At 70.9% G+C, this 18,440-nt stretch carries 8 protein-coding genes, 1 tRNA gene, 2 rRNA genes and 1 pseudogene; 8 read left to right on the top strand and 4 right to left on the bottom strand.

Translation table 11 applies throughout. The features are described from left to right. Both BM430_RS32940 and rrf read left to right on the top strand, forming a co-directional pair. A 23S ribosomal RNA gene (locus tag BM430_RS32940) occupies positions 1-172 on the top strand; the annotation flags it as partial. Between the two features lie 104 nt (positions 173-276). Further along, a 5S ribosomal RNA gene (gene rrf / locus BM430_RS32935) occupies positions 277-392 on the top strand. A 319-nt stretch (positions 393-711) separates the two neighbouring features. Here rrf and BM430_RS32930 read toward each other — a convergent pair. After that, positions 712-2,727 (bottom strand): ATP-binding protein, encoded by a 2,016-nt coding sequence (locus tag BM430_RS32930; RefSeq protein WP_093571397.1) that lies wholly within the window; start codon positions 2,725-2,727, stop codon positions 712-714. Between the two features lie 141 nt (positions 2,728-2,868). After that, a complete protein-coding gene (locus BM430_RS32925) occupies positions 2,869-4,407 on the bottom strand; it encodes a YifB family Mg chelatase-like AAA ATPase (protein ID WP_093571396.1) in 1,539 nt (512 codons plus the stop codon). A 341-nt stretch (positions 4,408-4,748) separates the two neighbouring features. Here BM430_RS32925 and BM430_RS32920 point away from each other — a divergent pair. From BM430_RS32920 to BM430_RS32900, 5 genes and pseudogenes are all read left to right on the top strand, one after another. After that, positions 4,749-4,824, top strand: a tRNA-Thr gene (locus BM430_RS32920). A 758-nt stretch (positions 4,825-5,582) separates the two neighbouring features. Continuing rightward, complete coding sequence (locus tag BM430_RS32915) at positions 5,583-6,494, top strand: LytTR family transcriptional regulator DNA-binding domain-containing protein (RefSeq protein WP_177303249.1); 912 nt, start codon at positions 5,583-5,585, stop codon at positions 6,492-6,494. Positions 6,495-6,814: 320 nt separating this feature from the next. Continuing rightward, on the top strand, positions 6,815-7,966 hold the full coding sequence (gene ampH, locus BM430_RS32910; protein ID WP_093571394.1) for a D-alanyl-D-alanine-carboxypeptidase/endopeptidase AmpH: 1,152 nt from the start codon (positions 6,815-6,817) through the stop codon (positions 7,964-7,966). Between the two features lie 49 nt (positions 7,967-8,015). Beyond that, entirely contained in the window at positions 8,016-14,495 is a 6,480-nt protein-coding gene (locus BM430_RS32905; RefSeq protein ID WP_143132208.1) for an autotransporter outer membrane beta-barrel domain-containing protein, read from the top strand. A gap of 260 nt (positions 14,496-14,755) precedes the next feature. Beyond that, positions 14,756-14,911, top strand: a pseudogene (locus BM430_RS32900) (transposase); the annotation flags it as partial. 346 nt (positions 14,912-15,257) lie between these two features. Here the strand turns inward: BM430_RS32900 and BM430_RS34430 are convergent. Continuing rightward, positions 15,258-15,566 carry a hypothetical protein gene (locus tag BM430_RS34430; RefSeq protein WP_143132207.1) on the bottom strand — a complete coding sequence of 103 codons (309 nt, stop codon included), beginning with the start codon at positions 15,564-15,566 and terminating at the stop codon, positions 15,258-15,260. Positions 15,567-15,824: 258 nt separating this feature from the next. Here BM430_RS34430 and BM430_RS32895 point away from each other — a divergent pair, with 258 nt between their 5' ends. Further along, positions 15,825-16,388 (top strand): PAS domain-containing protein, encoded by a 564-nt coding sequence (locus BM430_RS32895; protein ID WP_093571392.1) that lies wholly within the window; start codon positions 15,825-15,827, stop codon positions 16,386-16,388. A gap of 807 nt (positions 16,389-17,195) precedes the next feature. Here the strand turns inward: BM430_RS32895 and BM430_RS32890 are convergent. Then, on the bottom strand, positions 17,196-18,440 hold a 1,245-nt coding region (locus BM430_RS32890; RefSeq protein ID WP_143132206.1), incomplete at its 5' end, for an HlyD family type I secretion periplasmic adaptor subunit.

The following is an 18,440-nucleotide window of genomic DNA, read 5'->3' as shown; positions in this document are numbered from 1 at the left end:
AGGGTAGCTATGTCCGGTCGGGATAACCGCTGAAGGCATCTAAGCGGGAAACCCCCCTTGAAACGAGAACTCCCTCGAGAGCCGTGGAAGACGACCACGTGGATAGGCTGGATGTGCAAGCGCGGCAACGCGCTGAGCTGACCAGTACTAATCGCTCGATCGGCTTGATCGCTCTCATGATCCGTGTCCGGATCGACACCAACCACACCACGATGAAGACGGATGGGCGTCACAGCCCCTCCACACATGCTTGCCGCACGCGACGTGCTTGGCCGGTCTGGTGGTCAGAGCGGGGTGATCAGAACCCGATCCCATCTCGAACTCGGCCGTTAACCGCCCCAGCGCCTATGGTATTGTGTCTCAAGACACGGGAGAGTCGGTCACCGCCAGACCTGCCAAGCACGCACACGTTCCCTCCTCACGACCCTCACGACGAAGCCTGCCCGAGCTCACGCTTGGCGGGCTTCGTCGCGTTCAGGGATTGGCCCGACAGCGACCGGTGCTCTGTTGGACAGCTGCGAATGTCGCCCCAAGCTGTTTCAGGCGGCTTCGCTACGGCGCATGCTGGCAAACCCTTGCGTCTCGGCGCTCACCGGAGAAGGCGGGTTTGCCGAGGGCAGGCCCGATTTGGACACTGCGCGCGAGACGGAAGTTGCACTGGCGGAGGCCGTCCGCTTGCTCCCCTGCCCCGGACAATGCCGGCAGCGTCCGTCACGCCGCCTGCGCCTCCAGCAACGGCGGCAGGGCCTTCAGGTCGAGCGGCTTCGACAGGAAGCCGTCGAAGCCGGCCGCGAGGGCGGCGGCCTGATCCTCGGCCTGGACGTTGGCGGTCAGCGCCACGAGGCGCAGGCGCGGCAAGCGGTGCATCTCCTCATGCGCGCGCACCTGCCGCGCCGCTTCGAGCCCGTCGAGAATCGGCATGCGGATATCGACCAGCGCGAGGTCGAACCGCGTCGCGGAACTCGCCGCCTCCTGCATCCGCGCCACCGCCTCCGCACCGTCGCGGGCCCAGAGCACCACGGCACCGAGGCGCTCCAGGGCCTTGGTGGCCAGCAGCGCGTTGATCGGGTTGTCCTCGGCGAGCAGCACCCGCGGCCGGCGGGACGACGGCCGCAGCGGGCCGTCCTGGACGCTCGGCGCGCGGGTGGGCGGCGCCGCCGGCTCGGCCAGGCGGGCGAGGAGCGAGGTGAGGCGCACCGGCTTGATCAGGTAGCGGTCGAAGCCCGCCGCCGCCGGCGAGCCGAAATCGCGCCGGTCGAACGGCGACAGCAGCACGATGCTGCGGCTCACCCCAGTCTGCCGGGCCGCCGCCGCGATCCCGCGAACCGTGGCGTCGCCCAGCGCCCGGTCGGCGATGACCGCATCGAATGTCTTGGCAGACAGGGTCGCGGCGGCCTCGGCGGCCGTCTCGACCACCACGGCCTCGGCGCCGGCCCGGCCGAGGCGGCGGGTGATGTAGGGCGCCTCGAAGGCCGCCGCCGCCACCACCAGGACGCGCCGGCCGGCGAGGCTCGGCATCGGCGGCCGATCCCGGCCGGGAGCGTCGCGCAGCGGCAGGTGCACCCGGAAGCAGCTCCCCTCCCCCGGCCGCGACGTGACGTCGAGCCGGCCGCCCATGCGGTCGACGAGACGTCGGGTGATGGCGAGGCCCAGCCCCGTGCCCTCGTGGCGCCGGCTGGCGCTCCCGTCGCCCTGCTCGAATTCCTGGAACAGCACCGGCAGCCGCTCCTCGGGAATGCCCGGGCCGGTATCGTGCACCGCCACCGTCAGGCCGTCCTCGTCCCAGGACGCCGTGACGCCGACGCCGCCGACCTCCGTGAACTTCACCGCGTTGCCGGCGAGGTTGATCAGGATCTGGCGCACCCGGTCGGCATCGCCGATCAGGAGAGAGGGTAGCGCCTCGATGTCGGCGGCGATCTCCAGGCCCTTGTCCTGGGCGCGCGGCGCCAGCAGCTCGACGACGCTCTCGACCAGGGCCGCCGGGTCGAACGGCTCCGCCGCGAGGTCGAGGCGCCCGGCCTCGATCTTCGAGAAGTCGAGGATGCCGTCGATGAGCGAGAGCAGCGCCTCGCCGGAGGTCTTCACCGACTCGGCATAGGTGCGCTGCTCGGGGCTCAGGGGAGTTTCGAGCATCAGGTCGGCCATGCCCATGATGCCGTTGAGCGGCGTGCGGAACTCGTGGCTGACGCTGGCGAGGAACCGGGACTTCGCCACGCTCGCGGCTTCCGCCCGGCTGCGGGCCTCCTCGAGGGACCGGGCGGATTCGACCCGCTCGGTGACGTCCCGGCCGGCCCGCAGCACCTCGGCCCGCCCGTCGCGCCCGGCGGTCACGGTCTCGACGAAGGCGAACCAGCGCACCGGCCCGCCGCCGGCCGGCAGGATCGCGAGGTCGACGAGGCGCGCCCCGTCGGCGCGCTGGCGCATCTCGCCCCGGTCGACCACCTCGACCTCGTGCGTCGTGCCGAGCAGCGCGTCGGGCGTGGTGCCGAGGAGGGCGGCGAAGCCGTGATTGGCGAAGGTGATGCGGCCCTCGGTGTCGCGCTGGACGACGAGCTCGATCTGCGCCTCGACCAGGCTGCGGTAGCGCTCCTCGCTCTCGGAGGTGCGCCAGACGAGATCGTGCAGCCGCTCGACCTCGCCCTGGTTCCGGCGCCGGCCGCCGCTCCAGCGCGCCGCCAGCCAGGCGAGGGCGACGAGGCACCCGATCGCTGCGCAGAGCCACACCATCCCGTATCCTCCAGGGCACCCGATGAAGGGCGAGAGTGCCGGGTGGAGCTGAAAGATGAGTGGCGAAAGTCGCTTAGCGGGGCCCTCAGGAGACCGGCGCAATTCGACGGGTCGCGGCAACTCGCTGTTAACCGCGGCGCCTCACGCCGCGGCCGGGCGCCGGTCCTGGCGGCTGCGGTAGGACAGGGCCTCGGCGAGGTGGAGCCGGCGCACCCGTGCCTCGCCGTCGAGATCGGCCAGCGTCCGGGCGACGCGCAGGACCCGGTGGAAGCCGCGGGCCGAGAGCCGCATGGCGTCGGCCGCGTCGCGGATCAGCGCCAGGCCCTCCGCGTCGGGCCGCGCCGCCTCCTCGATCAGCGTCGCCGGGCAGGAGGCGTTGGTGGTGCCGGCGGGCTGTCCGGCTTCCGTGTAGCGCCGCTCCTGGCGGGTGCGCGCCGCGGCGACGCGGGCGGCGGCCTCCGCCGAGCCCTCGTCCGGCGGCGGCAGGATCAGGTCGGCGGCCGTGACCGCCGGCACTTCGATCTGGAGGTCGATGCGATCGAGGAGCGGGCCGGAGAGCCGGGCCTGGTACTGCGCGACGCAGCGCTCGTTCGGGCCGCGCCGGCAGGCGAAGCCCGGCTCCGTCGCCTGGCCGCAGCGGCACGGATTCATCGCCGCGACGAGCTGGAACCGGGCCGGATAGGTCACCCGGTGGTTGGCCCGCGCGATCATCACGTTGCCGGTCTCGAGGGGCTGGCGCAGGGAATCGAGCACCTGGCCGTTGAACTCGGGCAACTCGTCGAGGAAGAGCACGCCGCCATGGGCGAGCGACACCTCCCCCGGCCGCGCGCCGATGCCGCCGCCGACCAGTGCCGCCATCGAGGCGGAATGGTGGGGCGCGCGGAACGGCCGGCGGTTCGACAGCGCGCCGTCCTTCAGCGTGCCGGCCACCGACTGGATCATCGAGACTTCGAGCAATTCGCGCGGCCCGAGCGGCGGCAGGATCGAGGGCAGGCGGGCGGCGAGCATCGACTTGCCGGCCCCGGGCGGGCCGTTCATCAGGAGGTTGTGGCCGCCGGACGCCGCGATCTCCAGGACGCGCTTGGCGCCCTCCTGGCCCTTGATCTCGCGCAGGTCCGGTAGCGCCCCGGCAGGGGCGGCCACGGCCGGCAGGGGCCGCGCCATCACCTGCGTGCCCTTGAAGTGGTTGGCGAGCTGGATCAGCGAGCGCGGCGCCAGCACGTCCATGTCGCCGGCGGCCCAGGCGGCCTCCGGCCCGCTCGCCGCCGGGCAGATCAACCCGAGCCCGCGGGCATTGGCCGCCATCGCCGCCGGCAGCACGCCGGCCACCGCCGTGAGGCTGCCGTCGAGGGCCAGCTCGCCGAGCACGCAGTAGCCGGAGAGCGCGTCCGCCGGCAGGGCGCCGATGGCGCACATCATGCCGAGCGCGATCGGCAGGTCGTAGTGCGAGCCTTCCTTCGGCAGGTCGGCCGGGGCGAGGTTGACGGTGATGCGCTTGGCCGGCAGCGCCAAGCCGGAGGCGATCAGCGCCGAGCGCACCCGCTCGCGCGATTCCGCCACCGCCTTGTCGGGCAGGCCCACCACCGTGAAGGCCACGGCGCCGGGCGTGATCTGCACCTGCACGTCGACGGCACGCGCCTCGATCCCCTCGAAGGCGACGGTGGCGACGCGGGTGACCATGCGGGAGAGGCCTTGGGGCTAGGGTGATTGCCGCAAGGGTAGATCGCGGCCGACACCGGCACAACCCGGATCCGCAAAACAGTTTTCCGGATCGTGGGGCCGGCTCTCGCCACCCCGCCCCGACCGGCTTGGCCGTCCGATGCGCGCCCGGGTCCGACCCCGATCCTCCCGACATGCCGCGCGTCCCGGAGTCCCCGCCGCGCTGCACCGCAGGGCCGTCAGGACCTGCAAGGCTCCCGCCTCGTCTTCGAACGTCGCGATGGTTCGCCGTGAGCCTTGCCAATCCATCGCTTCGCGGGTATGAGGGCGCCACTGGCCGCCGGCTCCGCCGGCCCGCCGACGCCGCAATAGCTCAGCTGGTAGAGCACCTCATTCGTAATGAGGGGGTCGGGGGTTCGAATCCCTCTTGCGGCACCACCACTTCAAGCACTCAGCCTTCGATTTAGCGTTCGCGCCGGGGTTCTCTGGAACCCTTGAACCTCAGGCGCCCGTCCGGACAGGTTCAATTCAGCCGACCGTTCGCAGCCGAGGACGCCCGACTTCGAGCGCCTGGGACGTGCGACGTAGATGCGTCGGGCTCAGCTTGGCATAGACCCTCTTCCATGGGGCGACATTGGGCCAAGAGGCGCTGAACCGCCGCTACCGACCCCACTCGGACATTCTGGTGGTGCTCGCGCAATCCACGCTGTTGATCCCTTCCGGACCTCAGAATCGCTTCTGCCGAAGGCCCGCATGGGGTGGGAAGCGGCGATGCTCCGGATGGATGCCGAGCGGCTGGATTGCGCCACTGACGGACTTCCGCCATTGTCGCTGGAATGTCCGTGCGTAACCCGCAAGCTGCTGCGGCATGGACTGGCAAAGCGGGGAGAGCATGTGGCCCCTCTGCCAAGACCGGCACCACCACCGTCGCCTTTAACCTGACGATCATTCGAAGTGACTGGGTGGAGTATTCGAGCTTAGCCGACCTCGAAGGCCGACGAACACGGACGGTGCATTTGCGAAGGATCGGAAGCATCAGCCTGCTTTTACCGACCCGAAGTTGTCTTCCCGCACATGCGTTAGATCCTGAGACGGAAAGCGATGGGTCGCGCTGCCGCAAACCTGTTGCAATGAGTGGTGCTGCCGGTTTCCACTGTGTAAGAGTGTCGTGCACGGGCGCCGTTCGGGCATGGGACATGGAGCTGCCTTCACCTTACGAGTTCGTGCATCCGGACGAGTGTGCCGACGCGACCGACCTCGACTGGACGTTCCGGGCGGCGCGCGCGCTGCTGAGCCGGTCGATCGACGCCGGCATCTCGGCCATCCTCGAGGCGACGGGCCGGGCGTCAGGGTCCGACCGGGCCTGGATGTTCGAGTACAGTTCCGATCTCACCACCTTCCGCAACACCCACGAATGGTGCCGGCCCTTCATCACGGGCTACGTCCAGGACCTGCAGGACGCCCCGGTGACGATGTTCGCGTGGCTGCATCAGCAACTGGTCGCGGGCCGTGCCGTGATGGTCCACCGCGTCGAGGGACTTCCCCGGCAGGCCCGAAGCCTGAAGGCCGAGATGCTGCGCCAGGACGACAAGAGCATCCTGGCGGTGCCGATCACCCACGATGGCCGGCTGAGGGCCGCCTTCGGCTTCGACGCGGTGCGGGACTACCGCCGCTGGTCCGATGCCGAGATCAAGGCGCTCTTCCGATGCGCGGAGCTCATCGGCCTCGCGCGGTACGCCGACCGGGCCCTGCCGGAACCGGCCAGCGCACCCGCGACGTCGCTGATCTACCTGCGCGGCAAACGGGGGGTGCGGGGGGTCGATCCCAACGCGGTCGTGTGTCTGCGCTCGGCACGCAACTACACCGAGGTGGCGCTGGTCGACGGCGCCTGGGTCACCGATCTCCGGACGCTCGGCCTCTGGAGCAGCCTGCTGCCGCCGGCCTCCTTCGTGAAGGTGCATCGCACGGCGATCGTCAACCTGCGTCACGTCAGGGCCGTCGACATCGATCCGTCCGGTGCCTGGACGGTGCAGCTCCGGCATCTTCCCGGGGCCCTGCCGGTCTCGCGCCCCTGCCGCGCCGAACTGAAGGCCCGCCTCGGCCTCTGAGGCCGGCTTGCCCACCGCGCCGCGCGGCCCGGGTCAAGCGCTGACGTCGGCCCGGCGCCGGACGCGCTCTTTGTCAATATACGGACAGTCGATCGAGACTGTCCGGTGCGTCGCGACCGCGAACCGCACGACCGTTCGTCCGTCCCCGACGTCGATTTGTCCACATCTCATTGCCAAGCTTGGTCGGGACGGCGAAGGTTTCCAAAGAAACACAGTCGTCGCGAAATACTCTGGCCCAGATACCCACTTCCGCCAGCAACGGCCAGGCGCACTCAAGCAGAATCAACACAATCGCCCGATCACGAGCCCGGGGGGACTCCATGCTGCACTGGCGTGACGTCGTTCTGTCAGCGTGCCTGATGATCGCGCCGGTCGGGCAGGCCGCGGCCGCCGATCTCGCGCTGCGCGAGGCCGCCGCGCTCGCCGGCATGGCGATGTATCTCGATTCCGGCGCGCCCGGACTGGTCCTCGCCGTCCTGCGCGGCGACGAGAGCCTCGTGCTGGGCTTCGGCGAGACGGCGCCCGGCAGCGGGATCGAGCCCGACGGGCGCAGCATCGTCCGGCTCGGCTCGGTCTCGAAGGTCTTCGCCACCGACCTGTTGGCGTCCCTCGCCGCCGGGGGACGGGTGGGTCTCGCGGATCCGCTGTCCCGGTACGCGCCCGCCGGGGTGACGATTCCGATGGCGAAGGCCGGCGGGCGGGCGATCAGCCTCCTCGACCTCGCCACCCACGCGGCGGGGCTGCCACGGGAGCTGCCCGATCCCGGGATCGTGCCGGGTCCCGGCGGCAACCCGTTCTCGGTCTTCCGCATCGGCTATTACTGGGACTGGCTGGCGGCGAACGGGCCGGCCTACCCGCCGGGAACGAGGCTCCTCTACTCGAATGCGGGCTTCGGGCTCCTCGGCGACGCCCTCGCCCGGGCGGCGGGCAAGCCCTACGGCACGCTGCTGGAGGAGGTCGTCACCGGGCCGCTCGGCCTGCGCGACACCGGTCCCGCCCTCACCGAGGCCCAGGCGCCGCGGCTGATGACCGGCCTCGGTCCGTTCGGCAAGCCGGATCCCAACGCGCCGGCCCCGGCCGCCATGGCGGCGAGCGGCGGCCTCACCTCGACCGCCGACGACATGGTGCGGTGGATGCGCTGGCACCTCGCCGACGACCAGGCGGGCCAGGCCGCCCGCAGCCTCGCCCACGCCGTGTGGCGCTCCCAGGACGGGATGAAGGCGCTCGTCGGCGTCGAAGCGACCGAGGCGGACGGGATCGGGCTCGGCTGGATCGCGAGCCCGGCCGAGCACCGGGTGCCAGCGCTGCTCGGCAAGAGCGGCGGCATCGGCGGCTTCATGACCTACGTCGTGCTGTCGCCCAACCGGCGCCTCGGCATCTTCGTGGCGGCGACCCGGGTGAGCTTCGCGCTGTCCGAAGGCCTGCGCCGAGGCGTCCGGACCCTGGCCGCCGAACTGGCCGGCGATCCCTGACGAAAGCGATCGACCAGACATCGCAAAAGACGAGACGGAGGGCGGATCGATGAGGACGCGCGCAGCCATGGCCGGCCCCGGCCGGAATCCCGCCCCCGCAGCGGCCGCGGACCCGCAGGGATGGAAGCCGGAGCCTCGCGGGCGCCGAGGGCTCGCGCCGCAGCGCGTGACGCAGAGCGTGCTGCTCGCCCTCGGCACGCTCGCCCTGGAGCAGCTGCTCACCGGCACGTCCGCGCACGCGCAAGCCTGCAGTCCGAGTTCGAACCCGCCCGCGCCGGCGCCGATCACCTACACCGTGCCCGCGGGCACCTACAGCAACGACAGCACTCCGGCCTTTCTGACGACGACGATCGGCACCCCGGGCTGCAACGGTCCGGCGACGCCCGGAGGAGGCAATCCGGGCGGGACGGGCCTGCCGGGCGTCGCCGGCGCGGGCATCGTCGCGACCGGCAGCGGGGTCTCCCTGTCCGGCTCGTTCGTGATCGTGAATCCCTTCCTCGACAAGAGCGTGAGCTACCGCGTCGGCGGCTATCTCCTGTCCCAGGGCGGCATCGGCGGGATCGGCGGCGCCGGGGATGCCGGCGAGGACGATAACGGGGGACTCGGCGGCCGAGGCGGCGGCGGCGGATCGATCAGGGCCGCGTTCAGCGGCAGCATCGTCCCGAGCGCACGGTCACCCACGACCGATTTCGGCTTCTGGCTGCTGTCGCTCGGCGGCAGCGGTGGCGCGGGGGGGATCCAGTCCGGTAGCGGCCTCTACGAGAAATCCGGCGGCAATGCCGGAGACGCCGCTCCCGGCAGTTCCGTCACGCTGACCGCGGGCGGCACCATCCAGGCGACGGTGCCCGTGCTCGCACAATCGGTCGGCGGCAATGGCGGGCGGGGCGGCTACGGCGAGTCGACCTACATTTCGGGGGCAGCATCGACGAGCGGCAATGGTGGAGCCGGCGGCAAGGGCGGCACCGTCTCGGTCGAGTGGACACAAGGTCAGATCACAGCGACAGCCGGTCTCTCTCGCCCAACCGCCATCTCGGCGTCGAGCGACGGGGGCAACGCCGGCAACGGCGAGAATGCCGGACCGTCGTACATCGACAGCACGGGCGGCAACGGTGGCAAAGGGGGCGACGGTGGCTCGGCGACCGTCACGATGAGGGGCGGCGCCCTCACGGTGGTCGGCGGAGGCGCGCCTTTGCCCAGCATTCCGGTTGGCATCTCCGTGACCTCGAACGGCGGGTTAGGCGGGATGGGGGGGAAACCGACGAACGGCACCCAGTACGCGGGGAGCGGCGGCGGCGGCGGAGCGGGCGGCGCGGCGAGCGCGACGGTTCTCGGGACGATCACCCTCACGACCCCCCCTCAGGCCGACGGCCTTTCCGGAACGGGCGTGCTGGTGCAGTCCTCCGGCGGCTTCGGCGGCGCGGGCGCGGGTGCGGCCGGGCGCGGATCGGCGGGTGGCGGCGGCTTCGCCGGGGCCGGCGGCAGCGCGTCCCTGACCATCGGCAGCAGCACGACGCAGGGCAGCATCACGGCCTCCGGATACTTCGTCCAGGGCGCCGTGGTCCAGAGCATCGGCGGCGGCGGCGGCGACGCCGGCGCGACCGCTTGGGGCTCGTGGGGCGCCGACGGGGGCGCCGGCGCCGATGGCGCCGCCGCGACGCTCGCGGCGCCGAACGCCAAGGTGACATCCTCGGGCACCGGCAGCAGCGCGGCGGTCGTCCAGAGCATCGGCGGTGGCGGCGGCCTCGGCGGCGACGTCACCGATTACAGCATCGGCCCCGTCCCCGCCCTGGCCATCGGCGGCCAGGGGGGCAACGGCGGCAGGGGCGGCCAGGTCGACGTCAAGCTCGGGTCCGGCCTCTTCCAGCAGATCGGCACCGACGGCAGCGGCGGCATCCTGGCCCAGAGCATCGGCGGCGGCGGCGGCGCGGCCGGCAGCGCCTCGGCCAAGACGGCGGGGAGCTTCGCCATCGCGATCGGCGGCAAGGGTGGCGACGGCGGCTCGGCTGGCCCGGTGACGGTGTCGAACGGGGCGCTGATCGCCACCTCGGGCGACCACGCGGCCGGCCTCGCCGCGCAGTCGGTCGGCGGCGGCGGCGGCAAGGGCGGGGCGGGCGTCGCACTCAGCGGCAGCCTCGTCGTCTCCACGTCCGTCGCCCTGGGCGGCAACGGCGGGTCCGGGGGCACCGGCGGCGCGGTCGGCCTGAGCAACACCGGGCAGATCATCACCTACGGCGCGGACGCCCCCGGCGTGGTCCTGCAGAGCATCGGCGGCGGCGGCGGCGCGGGCGGCGCCGCGGCCGCGCGGGCCGTCAGCTTCTCGCCGGATCCCGACGTGCCGGCGATCTCGGTGGCGGTCTCGACCGGCGGCCGCGGCGGCACCGGCGACGACGCCGGCAAGGTCGGCCTCGCGAATGCGGGCCTGATCACGACGCAAGGCGACGGCGCGATCGGGGTGATCGCGCAATCGATCGGCGGCGGCGGCGGCCTCGGCGGCGACAGCACCGGGAGCGCCTATGCGGGCGGCGGCTCTTCGTCCGCCAGCGTCTCGGCCGTGGTGGTGATGGGCGGCACCGGCGGCACCGGCGGCGCGGGCGGCGCCGTCACGCTCACCAATTCGGGGGTGATCGCGACCCTCGGGCAGGACGCCTACGGCGTGTTCGCCCAGAGCATCGGCGGCGGCGGCGGCGCGGGCGGCGCCGGGGACGCGTCCTCCACCACCACCAAGGCCAAGGGCAGCGTGTCGGCCGCGATCACCATCGGCGGCTCGGGCGGCTCGGGCGGCGTCGCCGGCACGGCCTCCCTGACCAATACCGGCGCCGTCACGACCCGGGGCGACGGCGCGGATGCGGTGTTCGTGCAGAGCGTGGGCGGCGGCGGCGGCGCGGGCGGCGGCGGCGTGACGACGGCCTCGGGCAGCAAGCTCGCCTCCGCGACCACCGTCGGCGGAAACGGCGGCTCGGGCAACGACGGCAACACCGCGACGGTGCGGAACGGCGGCAGCATCGTCACCCGCGGCACCGACGCGATCGGCCTGTCGGTCCAGAGCATCGGCGGCGGCGGCGGCAAGGGCGGCAAGGCCGGGGCGACCGCCGGCGGCTCGACGCCGCTCGGCGACGGGAACAACCTCGCCAAGATCCTGTCCGGCGGGCTGGGCCTCGACCAGAAAGTGCAGGATCTCGGCAACGATCTGTTCCAGATCGGGCAGGATGGCGCGACGATCCTGGCGACCGCCGCGCAGCTGGAGAAGATGCTGACCCAGCCCCAGCTGGCCGCGAGCGAGATCGGAACCGTCACGCAGCTCTCCGCCGCGGTCACGGTCGGGGGATTGGGCGGCGCCGGGGGCCGCGGCGGGACGGCGCAGGCGACGAATACCGGATCGATCACGACCTTCGGCGCCCAGTCGGACGGCATCTACGCCCAGAGCGTCGGCGGCGGCGGGGGAAGCGGCGGCAGCGCCACCTCGACCACCAAGGCGCAGACCAACGAGCCCGCCCAGGCGACGATCGGGGTCGGCGGCATTGCCGGCGCGGGCAGCGAGGGCGGCGCCGTCACCGTCACCAACGGCGCGGGCGGAGCGATCCTGACGCAGGGCGTCGCGGCCTTCGGCATCTTCGCCCAGAGCGTCGGCGGCGGCGGCGGCGAGGGCGCCATGGCCGGGTCGACCAACGGCTCCCTCAAGAGCCTGGGCATCACGGTCGGGGGGAACGGCGGCAAAGGCGGCGCCGGCGGCGCGGTCACGGTCGTCAACGGCGACCAGGCCGGCCCCGGCACGATCACAACGACGGGCAAGCACGGCATCGGCATCCTCGCCCAGAGCATCGGCGGCGGCGGCGGCCTGGCGCGCACCATGACCACCGACCAGACGTTCGACCCGGCGAAGATCGCCAGCAATCCCCAGGGCGCGCTGAGCGACACCCACGGCGTCTCGGTCCGCCTCGGCGGCGTGTCGGGTTCGGGCGGCAACGGCGGCGCCGTGACGGTCGTCACCGGGAGCGCGATCACCACCTCGGGCCTCGACGCGCACGCCATCGTCGCGCAGTCGGTCGGGGGCGGCGGCGGCATCGCGGTCGGCGGGCAGCTGCTTCCTGCCGAGAGCGTCGGCGTCGGAAACAGCGGCAACGGCGGCGCCGTCGCGGTCAGCCTGAACCCGGGCGCGGCGGTCTCCACGGCCGGCGCCGGCGCCGTCGGCCTCCTCGCCCAGTCGGTCGGCGGCGGCGGCGGCATCGGCGGCGATTTCTCCGCGGTCACCCGCTATGTCGGCTACCAGGAGACGAGGCTCTTCACCGCGCCCGCCTCCTACATCAGCGATGGCGGGGCGGTGTCGGTCGGCCTGTCCGGCGCATCCGTCCGGACGACCGGCGGCCACGCGCCGGCGATCTTCGCCCAGAGCATCGGCGGCGGCGGCGGGATCTACGCCTACAAGCCGTCGCCGGACGGCAGCGCGGTCAACCTGGCCGACGGCAGCGTCGGCGGCTACGGCGCAGGCTCGACCGTCGCGGTCACGCTCGCCAACAGCCAGGTCGCGGCGACCGGCACAGGGTCAGCCGGCATCCTCGCCCAGAGCGACGGCTTGTCGGCCGGCGCGATCACGATCACGATCGATGCCGCGTCCGTCGTCCGGGGCGGCGCGCCGGAGCCCGGCAACGCGGCGGGCCAGCCGGTCACGCAGCGCGACGCGGCCGCCATCCGGCTCCGCGGCGGCATCGCCAACCGGATCGACAACGCGGGACGGATCGAGGCCGTGGGCGATCCCGCGACCGCCTACGCGATCCTGACCGCGACGCCGGGCGGCACCACGCTCACCAATACCGGGACGATCATCGGCAACGTCGCCATCCAGGGCGCGGCCGGCAGCGTCGCGGTCGGAAGCGCCTCGGTCCAGGGCGGGACCGGCAACGTCATCGACAACCGGCCCGGCGGCGTCGTCTCGGCGCCCGCCGCCATCGATCTTGGCGGCGGCACCTTCCGCAACGCGGGGCTCCTGCATGTCGGCGGGATCGGCACGACGGGCACGACCTCGCTGACCGGCGACCTCCTGCAATCCTCGGGCGGGCGCCTGCGCATCGATCTCGATCCCGCCAGGGGGCAGGCCGACCTGCTCCGGATCTCCGGGCGCGCCGAGCTCGACGGCGCCGTCGAGATCAACCCGATCAGCCTGCGCAAGGGCTCGAGCGGCCCGATCGTCACGGCGGCGGGCGGCCTCGCCCGCGCGCCGGTGCTCCAGGCCACGGCGGGCCCAGTCTTCACCTATTCGAGCCTGCTCACCGGCAACAGCCTCTCGCTCGTGGCGGACGCCGACTTCAAGGGCGGCGACCCCGCGAAGTCGTCGAACCAGCGCGGCGTGGCGGGCGCGTTCCAGCGCGCCTGGGATGCCGGCGCGCCGGGCCTCGACCAGGCCTTCCTGGCCCTCTCGCGCCTGTCGGGTGACGGTGCCTACACGCGGGCGCTCGACAGCCTCTCGGGCGAGGCGCAGGCGAGCGCCATCTCGGCTCAGCTGCAGACGGCGTTCTTCGTGCAGGAGACCCTCCTCGACCACATGCGCTTCGGCGACGCGGTCTCGGGCGGCTTCGGCCTGGGAGGGGCGGTCGGCAGCCGCTTTTCCCCCGGCACCACCCTGCCGGCGGCCTACGCGGCGGACCTGCCCGGCCGTGCGTTCCCCTCCTCCGTCCCGGTGCAGCCCGTCGCGCCGGGCTACGCCCTCTGGGGCCAGGCCTTCGGCGGCTTCGGCGAGACGCGCCAGAACGGCAACGCCGCCCGGCTCGGCCGGCAGACCGGAGGTTTCGTGCTCGGGGCCGAGACCGGGGCGGGCGCGCTCGCCGACTGGCGGATCGGCGTGGCGGCCGGCTACAGCTTCACGAGCTTCGACGTCGCCGCGCGCCAGTCGACGGGACAGGTCGAGAGCGGCTTCGGGGCGGTCTACGCCCACGGCGCCCTCGGCCCGGTGCAGCTGCGGCTGGGTGCGGCCTATGCGGGCAACGCCCTCGACACCCGCCGCGCCGTGCAGGTTCCGGGTCTGGCGGGCCTCGCCTCCGGCCGGACGGGCGGCGACACGGTGCAGGGCTTCGGCGAGGTGGGCTACCGGATCGGCGTCGCGGGCGGCTACCTCGAGCCGTTCGCCGGGGCGGCCGCGATCCGCATTCGGCGTGACGGCTTCACGGAGACGGGCGGGGCGGCGGCCCTGACGGTGTTCGGGCGCTCCTACGAAGTCGAGACGGTCACCGCCGGCCTGCAGGGCCAGGTCTCGCTGGCGGGCCTCATCGGGGCCGACCTGCCTGTCGTGGCACGGGGGCTGATCGGCTATCGGCGGGCGTTCGGCGACGTGGTGCCCCAGGCGCTGCTGGCGTTCAGCAATGGCGGACCGGCGTTCCTGACCGCCGGCGTGCCGATCGCCCGCAACGCGGTGGTCGCCTCGGCTGGGCTCGACGTGCAAGTCGCGCCGCGCGTCACGATCGGGGTGAACTACACCGGCCAGGCCGGGGATCGCGCCCAGGACCACGCTTTCCGAGGCGTGCTGAGCTATCGCTGGTGAGACCCGGTGCAGCCGGGCCCTCCCGGATCCGGCTCGCTCCGACAGCGAGAGAGCCGGCATCCGGCGGAACCGGGCGTCCAAACAATCCGCGCGGGCGGACATTCCTGACGCGACGCGCGAGGGGCCGCTCCGGGTCAGGTGCTCGCATGAAGTTTGTTCAGCTATACACCACGGCGGACGCACGTCACTCGAATCCGGCGTAGTATGATGTTGCTCCAAGCGTGTTATGACTTTATGACGTTGCATAAGCATTGAGAGGCATGAGCCTCGATCGCCCTGCCTACCCGTGCCACGTGTCCGATGAAAAATGGGCGCTGGTAGCCCCTGACCTTGCGCTTTCGCGGGAGGACTCGGGCCAGCGCGACCATGAGCTGCGCGACGTGTTCAACGGTCTGCGCTACATCGTGAAGACCGGTGTGCGGAGGGAGATGACGGCGATGCCGGGGATGCATCGGCACGGAGAGGCGCCGGGCGCTGAAACGGGTGGGGCGTGAACCTACCGTCTCCCAGAAAACGGGCCCTCGGCGTGGATCAGTCAGCCGGGGCAGGACTACCGCCCCGCCGCCCCTTGAATCCGGTCTCCACGGCACTTCGAAGACAGCACGGCCACCGCGTCGCGCCCGAATCGGACGGCGTGACGGGCCAGGCTGCGAAAACCGTCGCGAGTTCCGCCGAGGGATAGGATCGCAGGACGGATTGAGGCGATTACCAGTGCGATTTGCGCTACTATACCCACCAATTGTTTGTCATCAATCAATCAAGCTAGGATTTATGTTGCGCTGCAGCTATCACTAATGCAAGTATATCAGAACGAGTTTTCGCGTCGGCGATAAGCGTAAATGCACTCAATAATTGAATTGACTGATCGTAAAGGCAGGATTTCTCATATTCCAATCCTTTATTTTTATGATAACCCGAATCTTTTCCGTACATCTTGATGCGAAATCCCAGTTTTTGCTCGATCTGATTTATTCTTTGAAAACATTTATTTTCATCGTAATATTTCATAATCGCATTTTCTTCAGAGGAAGAACTGGTATCATCCTGGCTGAATGGCGAGTCTTTACTCATTTCAATCTCCCATTCACTCATACAAAGATGGTTTTGATATGGCAAATCGCCCAACCTCTGCGTAGTCCGTCACAACCCTCTCCTATCTATGCTCGGCTATCCATAACATTTCTTGTCCGGCTATTAGAAACGCGTGTGAAATTTCACGCTCGGCGACTACCATTTGTTACGGACTATGCAATTTAGGGTAGGCATGTTGGACTACTGACGGAGGCGCGCGTGCGAAGCGCACATCACACCCTTCATCTGCATCCACCGATGATCGACGTGCTTGCCATCCCTGATGCGGTGGGAAGCTGGGATTGGGACATCTCTCGCAATCGCATCTACACCGATGATGTCGTGGCGAATTTGTTCGGCGTCGATCTGCGAGAGGCGGCGGCCGGCGTATCGATCGAACGTTTCGTGGCCGGCATCCATCGCGACGACCGGCAATGGGTCTCGGCCTATATCCGTCGGACGGTCGAGACATCGGGAGTGCTCGTCGCCGAATACCGGACATGCCCACGGAAGGGCAAAGTGAGGTGGGTGCTGGCGCGGGGCCGCTTCTACCACGATGATGCCGGTCGACCGCTGCGCAGTCATGGCATCATCGTCGACATCACCGACCGCAAGGACGACAGCTCGCGATTCGCCGCCGAGCCCGTGAACCAAGCGGATCATCCACTCGAGCGTGCGGCCGATCAGTGCATGGCCCTGCGTGAGACGCTGGCGGAGGCAAAGCAGCCGTTCCTGATGAAGCTCGCCGACATGGTGCTTCTGGAACTCGGACGGGAGCTGAGCAAGCTGCTGGCCAAGGCACGACGGCAGCGCCTCAGTTGACAAGGGCTGGCTTGGGATGGGGCGTATCGCCCGAGATCCCGACGCCGGGATGGATCTGCATCGACACAGGCTGCGGCCTACGGCGGCAGCTCGACAATGGCGGCACCGATACGCTGAACGCGCTCCTCCGCGCATTCCAGGCTGCATCTGGCCTGGAAGCGCCTCGGCGACACGACGCCTGATCGAGCAACGCGATCGGGCTGGAGCACCGTCCGATCGCGCTGCGATCGGACGGTGCTCCAAGTCTGTGATTTTACCCCATTTTCTTTGCCGAGCCGGTATCCACTTCGTCTGCCGGCCTACGAGGCTGGCCGGGCTCGGCGGACCTTCGCTCCCGTGGGACGGCCGCCGAGGCGCACGCGATGGTGGTGGTCAACAAATCACCAGAGCGTGTTGCGGGGCAGGAAATCCGTTCCATCGCATCCGGGAAGCGATCGTCCGGCACGTGCTGCCGTCAACCAGCGATCTGACTGGTCGGCCGATCCGCTCGGCAACGAGATCGTTCCTCGCGAACGGGGATGCCGCGCTGTGACGCGCGATCAGTCGTGCGACGGGCAAAGGACGAGACGACCTCGACGAGACAACCTGGAGGCGGATCCAGTCCGCCTCCAGGTTGTATGAAAACTGAGGCTCGTGCCGGAATTTTTCGAACGATCTTCTACGCGGCCGCCATTCGAGTCCCCTGGGCGGCGGCCGCGATGCCACCGGTGCGCCTATGCCGGCACCGCCAAAGTTCGACGAAGGGGGTTCCTTCTACAGCCTCCGCGTGTTCACACAGCCTCGCCCCCGGCGGACTTCCGTTTCCCCTCACCTTTCGTGCCCCGCCGTCGAGGCCGTCTCGCGCACCGGCGACAGCAGGTAGTCGATCACCCGCCGCCGGCCGGTGCGGATCTCCACCGTCGCGGTCATGCCCGGCGTCAGCGCCACCTCCTTGCCGTCCGCCATGATCGTGGTCCGGGCCAGCGCCACCGTCACCGGGAAGATCAGGTTCTGGGTCTTCGGCATCCCGGTCACGGGGTTGAGGCCCTGGCCGCGCGCCACCGACAGCGCGTCGCTGCCCCCGCCCGCCTCGCGGTCGTCGACCGCGTCGCGCGACACGCGCACGACCTTGCCGTCGATCGAGCCGTAGCGGGTGAACGGGAAGGCGTCGATCTTCACCACCGCCTCCTGGTCGGGCAGGATGAAGCCGATATCCTTGTTCTGGACCTGGGCCTCGACCTCGATCGGCCCTTCGGTCGGCACCACCACCATCAGCGGCTGGCCGGCGGTGACGACTTGGCCGAGCGTCGTGACGGCGAGCTGCTGCACCGTGCCGGAGATCGGCGCCTTCAGCGCCGTGCGCTCGCGCTTGAGGGTCGCCTTGACCACGTCCTGCACCAGGGCGTCGCGCTTCTGCGCGGCTTCCGTCAGCGCCTGGTACTGGCGCGCCACGGTCTCGCTGGTGAGCTGCGTGATGCGCCGCTGCAGCGAGGTGGCGGCGGCCTTGGCCTCGGTCAGTTGCCCGCGGTCGTAGGCGAGGTCGGCTGCGACCTGCTCGACCTGCTGCACCGCGTCGATCACGGCCGCGCGGGTGCCGGCGGCCTTCTCCACCAGGGTCTCGCGCATGTCGGCGCGTTCCTTCAACACCGCCTGGAGCCGCATCCTGGCGGCGATGCTGGCGGCGAAGCGCTCCTGGGTCGCGACCTTCTCGTTCAACTGCGCCTCGAACGCGTCGCGGGTGGTGACGTACTGGCCGATCTCGGCCAGCATCGCGCCCTCCTCGCGGGCCCGCACCGCGGGCGGCACGTCGGCCGGGAAGCTCGCCTTGATGGTCGGCCGGTTCTTCTCCACCGCTTCGATCGTGGCGCGCCGCCGCGCGATCTGGGCCTCCAGGGCCGCGAGGTCGCCCTGGCGCGAGGACAGGTCGGCGTCGGCTTCCGTCGGCTCCAGGGTCAGCAGCACGTCGCCGGCCTGGACGCGGCTGCCGTTCTCGACCGCGATCGTCTGGACCTTGCCGGTGTCGAAGGGCTGCACGACCTTCGAGCGCCCGGAGGGCTGGATGCGCGCGGTCGC

The sequence above is a fragment of the Methylobacterium sp. 174MFSha1.1 genome, assembly GCF_900116815.1.
Lineage (GTDB): Bacteria > Pseudomonadota > Alphaproteobacteria > Rhizobiales > Beijerinckiaceae > Methylobacterium.
Note: the sequence above shows the minus strand (reverse complement) of the source record. Positions and strands in the feature narration are given on the sequence as shown.

Excerpts from the sequence above, each read along its gene's own strand:
- BM430_RS32930 (WP_093571397.1), bottom strand. The coding sequence starts at position 2,727 with ATGGTGTGGCTCTGCGCAGCGATCGGGTGCCTCGTCGCCCTCGCCTGG.
- BM430_RS34430 (WP_143132207.1), bottom strand. The coding sequence starts at position 15,566 with ATGAGTAAAGACTCGCCATTCAGCCAGGATGATACCAGTTCTTCCTCT.
- BM430_RS32915 (WP_177303249.1), top strand. The coding sequence starts at position 5,583 with ATGGAGCTGCCTTCACCTTACGAGTTCGTGCATCCGGACGAGTGTGCC.
- BM430_RS32925 (WP_093571396.1), bottom strand. The coding sequence starts at position 4,407 with ATGGTCACCCGCGTCGCCACCGTCGCCTTCGAGGGGATCGAGGCGCGT.
- BM430_RS32895 (WP_093571392.1), top strand. The coding sequence starts at position 15,825 with ATGATCGACGTGCTTGCCATCCCTGATGCGGTGGGAAGCTGGGATTGG.
- ampH (WP_093571394.1), top strand. The coding sequence starts at position 6,815 with ATGCTGCACTGGCGTGACGTCGTTCTGTCAGCGTGCCTGATGATCGCG.
- BM430_RS32905 (WP_143132208.1), top strand. The coding sequence starts at position 8,016 with ATGAGGACGCGCGCAGCCATGGCCGGCCCCGGCCGGAATCCCGCCCCC.